The organism is Pseudomonas sp. CP-1 (assembly GCF_021213715.1).
Lineage (GTDB): Bacteria > Pseudomonadota > Gammaproteobacteria > Pseudomonadales > Pseudomonadaceae > Pseudomonas > Pseudomonas aeruginosa.
Window position 1 is genome coordinate 536,272 of record NZ_JAJQKY010000003.1, and the last position, 6,412, is coordinate 542,683.

Genomic DNA, 6,412 nt, shown 5'->3' on the forward strand with positions numbered 1-6,412 from the left:
GTTTCCTTCCTATCCCTTGCCCGCTTGTGCATAAGCCTGGCTTTCCGGTTAATCCGAAAGTGGACTTCGGCACCGGCAATAGTTGCAAAACGGCATCGTATGACGTTCGAAGGAACGGATTGTTCTTTTATTGCAACGGTTGACCTCTTGTTAATCGCTGCCTAGGCAGTATTATTTTGAAACACTTTCCCTGCCTAGACAGCGATCCCCCATGGGCCACTACAGCGCTTCCGACTTTCCCTTCAAGGGCTCCATTGGCCAGCTCATCGGCGTCAGTGCTGCGACCAAGGACCGCATCCTCGAGAAGCACCTCGCCGCGCTGGACATAACCGCCGCCCAGTTCAAGGTGCTGATCTTCGTCGGTCTCAACCGTGCCAACAGTCCGGTCGAACTGTGTCGCGAGCTGTCGGTGGACAGCGGCTCGATGACTCGCATGCTGGCGCGCCTGGAGAAAAAAGGGCTGCTGCTGCGTGGTCGCTGTCCCGAAGACCGCCGTTGCCTGCGCCTGGATCTCAGCGAAGCGGGACGGAAGGTCCAGGAGCAGCTTCCTCTGATCGCCTCGGCGGCGATGAACGAGCTGGTCGCCTGCCTGAGCACGGAAGAATTGCAGACGCTGACCCATCTGCTGACCAAGGTTCTGCTACACGCCGGCTGCCCACGGGCCAGCCTGCAGGAGTCCTGATCCATGCCGTTCCCTCCTCTCCATCTCTGGCCGCAGCGATTGGTGCTGGCCTCGGCGATACTGCTGGCCGCCGGCTGCGTCACTTCCGAAGGCCTGGAACCGAACGCCCGCCTGCAACCGGCAGGCGCCCTCCAGGCGGGCAGGAGCCTGGACGGCGTAGCCCTTTCGCCAGCGGCCTGGCCGCGCCAGGACTGGTGGACCGGGCTCGGCGACCGGCAGCTCGACCAACTGATCGGCGAAGCCCTGCAAGGCACTCCCGACCTGCAGATCGCCGAGGCGCGTGCGCGCCAGGCGGCGGCAACGGCCCAGGCGCAAGATGCCGCGCGCCAGCCGACGCTGGACGCCAAGGCCAGCTACTCCGGCATCCGCGCGCCGACCAGCGTGGCCCCGGCACCGCTCGGCGGCCGCTATTCGGCGATCAAGTACCTGTCGCTCGGCTTCAACTACGACTTCGACCTCTGGGGCGGCGAGCGCGCCGCCTGGGAAGCCGTCCTCGGCCAGGCCAATGCCGCGCGGATCGACAGCCAGGCCGCGCGCATCGGCCTCTCGGCAAGCATCGCCCGCGCCTACAGCGACCTCGCCCACGCCTTTACCGTGCGCGATCTCGCCGAGGAAGAACTGAAGCGCTCGCAGCGCATGACCGAGCTGAGCCAGAAGCGCATGAGCGCCGGGCTCGACAGCAAGGTCCAGTTGCAACAGACGCAGACCCAACTGGCCACCGCCCGCCAGCAGCTCAGCGCCGCCGAGCAGGACATCGCCAGCGCCCGCATCGCCCTCGCCGTGCTGCTGGGCAAGGGGCCCGATCGCGGTCTCGAACTGCAGCGCCCGCAACCGCTGAACCCGGCCAGCCTGAGCCTGCCCTCGGTGCTCCCGGCGGAACTGCTCGGCCGCCGCGCCGACATCGTTGCCGCGCGCTGGCGGGTCGAGGCGGCGCGCCGCAACATCGACTCGGCGAAGACCGAGTTCTATCCCAACCTCAATCTCGGCGCGATGGCCGGCCTCGCCGCCCTGCACACCAGCGACGTGTTGCAGGCGCCGAGCCGCTTCTTCCAGGTGGCGCCGGCGATCTCCCTGCCGATCTTCGACGGTGGCCGCCGCCGCGCCAACCTGGCCGAACGCGACGCCGACTACGACCTGGCCGTCGGCCAGTACAACAAGACGCTGGTCCAGGCCCTCGGCGAGGTCAGCGACGACCTCGGCAAGTTGCGCTCCCTGGAGCAGCAGGTGATCGACCAGCGCCAGGCCCGCGATATCGCCAGGTCCAACTTCGACCTGGCCATGCGTCGCTACGGCGAAGGCGTCGGCAGCTACCTCGACGCCCTCAGCGTGCAACAGCAACTGCTGGTCGCCGAACGCCAGCTGGCCAGCCTGGAGAGCCAGCAGATCGATCTTTCCGTCCAGCTGGTCCAGGCCCTGGGCGGCGGTTTCCAACCCGATTCCCGCTCCGCTGCGCTCGCTACCGCGAAAGCGCCGGCAGAATGAACGAGGCACCCACCATGACTACCGCCAACAGCGAAACCCCCGCCGGCAACCCGAAGCGCAAGCGCTGGTTGCTGATCCTGCTCGCCGTGATCGTCCTCGCCACCCTGGCCAGCGTGGCCTGGGAGTTCTTCTACGGCCGCTGGCACGAGGACACCGACGACGCCTACATCAACGGCAACGTGGTACAGATCACCCCGCAGATCGTCGGCACCGTGGTCAGCATCGGCGCCGACGACGGCGACCTGGTGCGCAAGGGCCAGGAACTGGTCAGGTTCGATCCCAGCGACGCCGACATCGCCCTCCAGCGCGCCGAGGCCAACCTGGCCCACACCGTGCGCCAGGTACGCGGGCTGTTCAGCAACGTCGACGGCTATCGCGCCGAGGTCGCCACCCGCAAGGTCGCGCTGGCCAAGGCCGAGGCCGACTACAAGCGGCGCAAGAACCTCGCCGACGACGGCGCCATTTCCCAGGAGGAACTGGCCCACGCCCGCGACGCGCTGGACAGCGCGAAAGCCTCGCTGACCAGCTCGGAACAGCAGTTGAACACCAATCGCGCGCTGGTCGACGACACCCAGATCACCTCCCATCCGGACGTCAAGGCCGCCGCCGCGCAACTGCGCCAGGCCTACCTGGACGACGCCCGTTCGACCATCGTCGCGCCGGTCACCGGCTACGTCGCCAAGCGCAGCGTACAGGTCGGCCAGCGCGTGCAACCGGGCAATGCGCTGATGGCCGTGGTCCCGCTGGACCAGATCTGGATCGACGCCAACTTCAAGGAAACCCAGCTCAAGCACATGCGTATCGGCCAGCCGGTGGAGATCCGCTCCGACCTCTACGGCAGCGACGTGCGCTACAGCGGCACCGTCGACAGCCTCGGCGTGGGCACCGGCAGCGCGTTCTCCCTGCTGCCGGCGCAGAACGCCACCGGCAACTGGATCAAGATCGTCCAGCGGGTGCCGGTGCGCATCCATATCGATCCGCAAGAATTGCAGAAGCATCCGCTGCGCATCGGCCTGTCGATGGACGTCAAGGTCGACCTGCATGACCAGAGCGGCCCGGCCCTGGCCCAGCAACCACCGCGCGAAGCGCTGTTCTCCACCGATGTCTACCAGCAGCAACTGGCCTCGGCCGACAAGCTGATCGAGCGCCTGATCGAAGCCAACCTCGCCGAAGACCACGGCAAGACCGCCCAGCGTTGAGCCTGCCAGCATGAGCGAAAGCAGCAGCTTCTCCCCGCCCAGCCTGGTGATGGCGACCATCGGCCTGTCCCTGGCGACTTTCATGCAGGTGCTCGACACCACCATCGCCAACGTAGCCCTGCCGACCATCTCCGGCAACCTCGGGGTAAGTTCGGAACAGGGCACCTGGGTGATCACCTCGTTCGCCGTGAGCAACGCCATCGCCCTGCCGCTGACCGGCTGGCTGGCCCGGCGGGTCGGCGAGGTGCGCCTGTTCATCGCCGCCGCGCTGCTGTTCGTACTCGCCTCGTTCCTCTGCGGCATCGCCCAGTCGATGCCTTCTCTGGTCGGCTTCCGCGCCTTGCAGGGCTTCGTCGCCGGGCCGCTGTATCCGATCACCCAGACCCTGCTGATCTCCATCTACCCACCGGCGAAGCGCGGCATGGCCCTGGCCCTGCTGGCGATGGTCACGGTGGTGGCGCCGATCGCCGGGCCGATCCTCGGCGGCTGGATCACCGACGACTACAGCTGGCCGTGGATCTTCTTCATCAACGTGCCGGTCGGCCTGTTCGCCGCCTTCGTCGTCTACCAGCAACTGAAGGCACGCCCGGTGACGATCAAGAAGGCGCCGATGGACTACGTCGGCCTGATCGCCCTGGTGATCGGCGTCGGCGCCCTGCAGATCGTCCTCGACAAGGGCAACGACCTGGACTGGTTCGAGTCGAACTTCATCGTCGGCGGCGCGCTGATCGCGGCGATCGCCCTGGCCTTCTTCATCATCTGGGAATTCACCGACCGCCATCCGATCGTCAACCTGCGCCTGTTCGCCCACCGCAACTTCGCCGCCGGCACCCTGGCGCTGGTGCTGGGCTATGCCGCGTTCTTCGGCATCAACCTGCTGCTCCCGCAATGGCTACAGACCCAGATGGGCTACACCGCCACCTGGGCCGGGCTGGCCGCCGCGCCAATCGGCATCCTCCCGGTGTTCCTCTCGCCGCTGGTCGGCCGCTACGCCAACCATTTCGACCTGCGCATGCTCGCCGGCCTGTCGTTCCTGGCGATGGCCATCACCTGCTTCATGCGCGCCAACTTCACCACCGAGGTCGACTACCAGCACATCGCCATCGTGCAGTTGATCATGGGGCTCGGCGTGGCGTTCTTCTTCATGCCGATCCTGAGCATCCTGCTCTCCGACCTGCCCCCCGACCAGATCGCCGACGGCTCCGGCCTGGCCACCTTCCTGCGCACCCTCGGCGGCAGCTTCGCCGCCTCGCTGACCACCTGGATCTGGAACCGCCGCGCCACCCAACACCACGCCTATCTCAGCGAAAACATCAGTCTCTACGACCCGGCCACCCACGAAACCCTCGCCCAGCTCGGCGGCAACACCCAGGCGAACGCGGCGCTGCTCGACAGGATGGTGCAGAGCCAGGCCTACATGATGTCCACCATCGACTACTTCACCATGCTCGGCTGGCTGTTCCTCGCCCTGCTGGTGATCATCTGGCTGGCCCGCCCGCCGTTCGGCGCCAAGCCTGGCGCGGCCGCCTCCGGGCACTGAGGACGAACGGCATTCGGGCAGGAAAATCAGTGGTTTACTCCTGGCGGCGGCTGGCTATAATGTCGCCCTCTTCGCCGGTATAGCTCAGCTGGTAGAGCAACTGACTTGTAATCAGTAGGTCCCGGGTTCGACTCCTGGTGCCGGCACCATATAAATCAAGCACTTACAGCTAGCTTTTGCCTGGCGCTACGTAACAAGCCCACGTAAAAGCCCATCACGCCTCCACTTACTCTATCCCTGATTGCTCTTGTGCTGGGGGGATACGATCGGGCACGGTCTCTCCAGAATTCCTCTAGGAGAGACATCATTGAAGAACGCACGCTTACGCCAACCATTGGATGCGGAATACGCCCAAGCACTGGGGGAGGCGGCCTTTGTCTTCAGCATCCTTGAATGGAATGCCATCTGGGCCTGCGAGCGCATAAAGCCTGGCTCCATCAACGAGCTAAATCCCAAAACCGCTGGCGCGATTGCCAAGAGATTGCTCTTGCTGGCTGATGGGTTAGCGGAACACCCGGATCGAACTGAGTTCATGCTATGCGCTCAAAAATTCAGCGAACTGGTGGAGCACCGCAACGGTTTAATGCATGGCCGCCCAGGTACCGACTCATCCGATCAGAAAGCAAAGCTTTTTCGAAACGGAGAGGCATGGACCGCACAGAAAATCCAGGATATTGCGAATGAGTTCTCAGAATGCAGCATCCAGCTCAATAAGCACCTCCATGGCTTTCTAAAGGCGGTGCGGTAGCCCCTAAGCCCATCAGCCGCTTACATCGGGGCTACATCAGCGGCGGCTCTAGCTCCAGAGCTCTAGTTTTCACTCACCCCACCTGTCGGGCCGCTCGCGCCAAGATTTGACGGTACGGGGATAGTCATCTAGATTCCGCACCAACACACCCGCCAAGCCTCTGCTGAAGCCTCTTCAGAATGCTCAAATCGGCGGGTTTTTTTTGCCATGGAGATTTGCTGCATGAGGCCATTCGATAAACCGGCCCTCACAGTAGAAGAGCAACTGGATCTGCTTAAGCACCGCGGCCTCACCGTAGCCAATGACGAGCGCGCCACTCGATTCCTTGAGGTCGTAACGCTCTTTCGGCTCAGTCCTTACATGCGCCCTTTCCAAGAGCCTGGTGCAGACCATAGGTTCAAGGAAGGCAGCTCCCTGCGAGAGATCGTTGAGATTTACCGCTTCGATGCCAAGCTACGCCATCAGGTAATGGCTGCCATCGAAAAGGTAGAGGTCGCTATGCGCGCCTGCCTAAGTAATCACATGTCTCCGAACTATGGCGCCGACTGGTTTTGCGACAAGAACAATTTTCTGCGTGACTTTCGCCATGCAGAGCTACTTCGGCCGCTCCATGACAAAATCCGGAACGAGAAAGAAAAGCTCGAGAGGGAGGCCAATCGCATCAACGCTGGCCCCCAAACGAATGATCAAAAGCGCGCACGAATCGAAAGCCGAATGTGACCTGCCCCCCGATTTCAGTACCACGTCAAACTTAGTAGAGT

Annotated in this window: 6 protein-coding genes and 1 tRNA gene; all 7 read left to right on the top strand. The window is 63.8% G+C overall.

The features are described from left to right. Positions 1-211 precede the first annotated feature (211 nt). The 7 genes from LT948_RS09350 to LT948_RS09380 all read left to right on the top strand — a co-directional run bounded on the left by LT948_RS09350 (position 212) and on the right by LT948_RS09380 (position 6,371). Positions 212-682: a MarR family winged helix-turn-helix transcriptional regulator gene (locus LT948_RS09350; RefSeq protein ID WP_003110596.1), complete on the top strand. Its 471-nt coding sequence runs from the start codon at positions 212-214 to the stop codon at positions 680-682. Between the two features lie 3 nt (positions 683-685). Beyond that, positions 686-2,164, top strand: a complete 1,479-nt coding sequence (locus tag LT948_RS09355) for an efflux transporter outer membrane subunit (RefSeq protein ID WP_073657232.1) — start codon at positions 686-688, stop codon at positions 2,162-2,164. A gap of 14 nt (positions 2,165-2,178) precedes the next feature. Next, a complete protein-coding gene (locus tag LT948_RS09360) occupies positions 2,179-3,363 on the top strand; it encodes an HlyD family secretion protein (protein WP_003110594.1) in 1,185 nt (394 codons plus the stop codon). A gap of 10 nt (positions 3,364-3,373) precedes the next feature. Next, entirely contained in the window at positions 3,374-4,903 is a 1,530-nt protein-coding gene (locus LT948_RS09365; protein ID WP_003146487.1) for a DHA2 family efflux MFS transporter permease subunit, read from the top strand. A gap of 73 nt (positions 4,904-4,976) precedes the next feature. Next, positions 4,977-5,052, top strand: a tRNA-Thr gene (locus LT948_RS09370). A gap of 158 nt (positions 5,053-5,210) precedes the next feature. Beyond that, positions 5,211-5,651, top strand: a complete 441-nt coding sequence (locus LT948_RS09375; protein ID WP_073657300.1) for a hypothetical protein — start codon at positions 5,211-5,213, stop codon at positions 5,649-5,651. 222 nt (positions 5,652-5,873) lie between these two features. Further along, positions 5,874-6,371: an Abi family protein gene (locus tag LT948_RS09380; protein WP_073657299.1), complete on the top strand. Its 498-nt coding sequence runs from the start codon at positions 5,874-5,876 to the stop codon at positions 6,369-6,371. Positions 6,372-6,412: the final 41 nt, after the last annotated feature.

Coding starts and splice junctions, on each gene's coding strand:
- LT948_RS09350 (WP_003110596.1), top strand. CDS start 212: ATGGGCCACTACAGCGCTTCCGACTTTCCCTTCAAGGGCTCCATTGGC.
- LT948_RS09355 (WP_073657232.1), top strand. CDS start 686: ATGCCGTTCCCTCCTCTCCATCTCTGGCCGCAGCGATTGGTGCTGGCC.
- LT948_RS09360 (WP_003110594.1), top strand. CDS start 2,179: ATGACTACCGCCAACAGCGAAACCCCCGCCGGCAACCCGAAGCGCAAG.
- LT948_RS09365 (WP_003146487.1), top strand. CDS start 3,374: ATGAGCGAAAGCAGCAGCTTCTCCCCGCCCAGCCTGGTGATGGCGACC.
- LT948_RS09380 (WP_073657299.1), top strand. CDS start 5,874: ATGAGGCCATTCGATAAACCGGCCCTCACAGTAGAAGAGCAACTGGAT.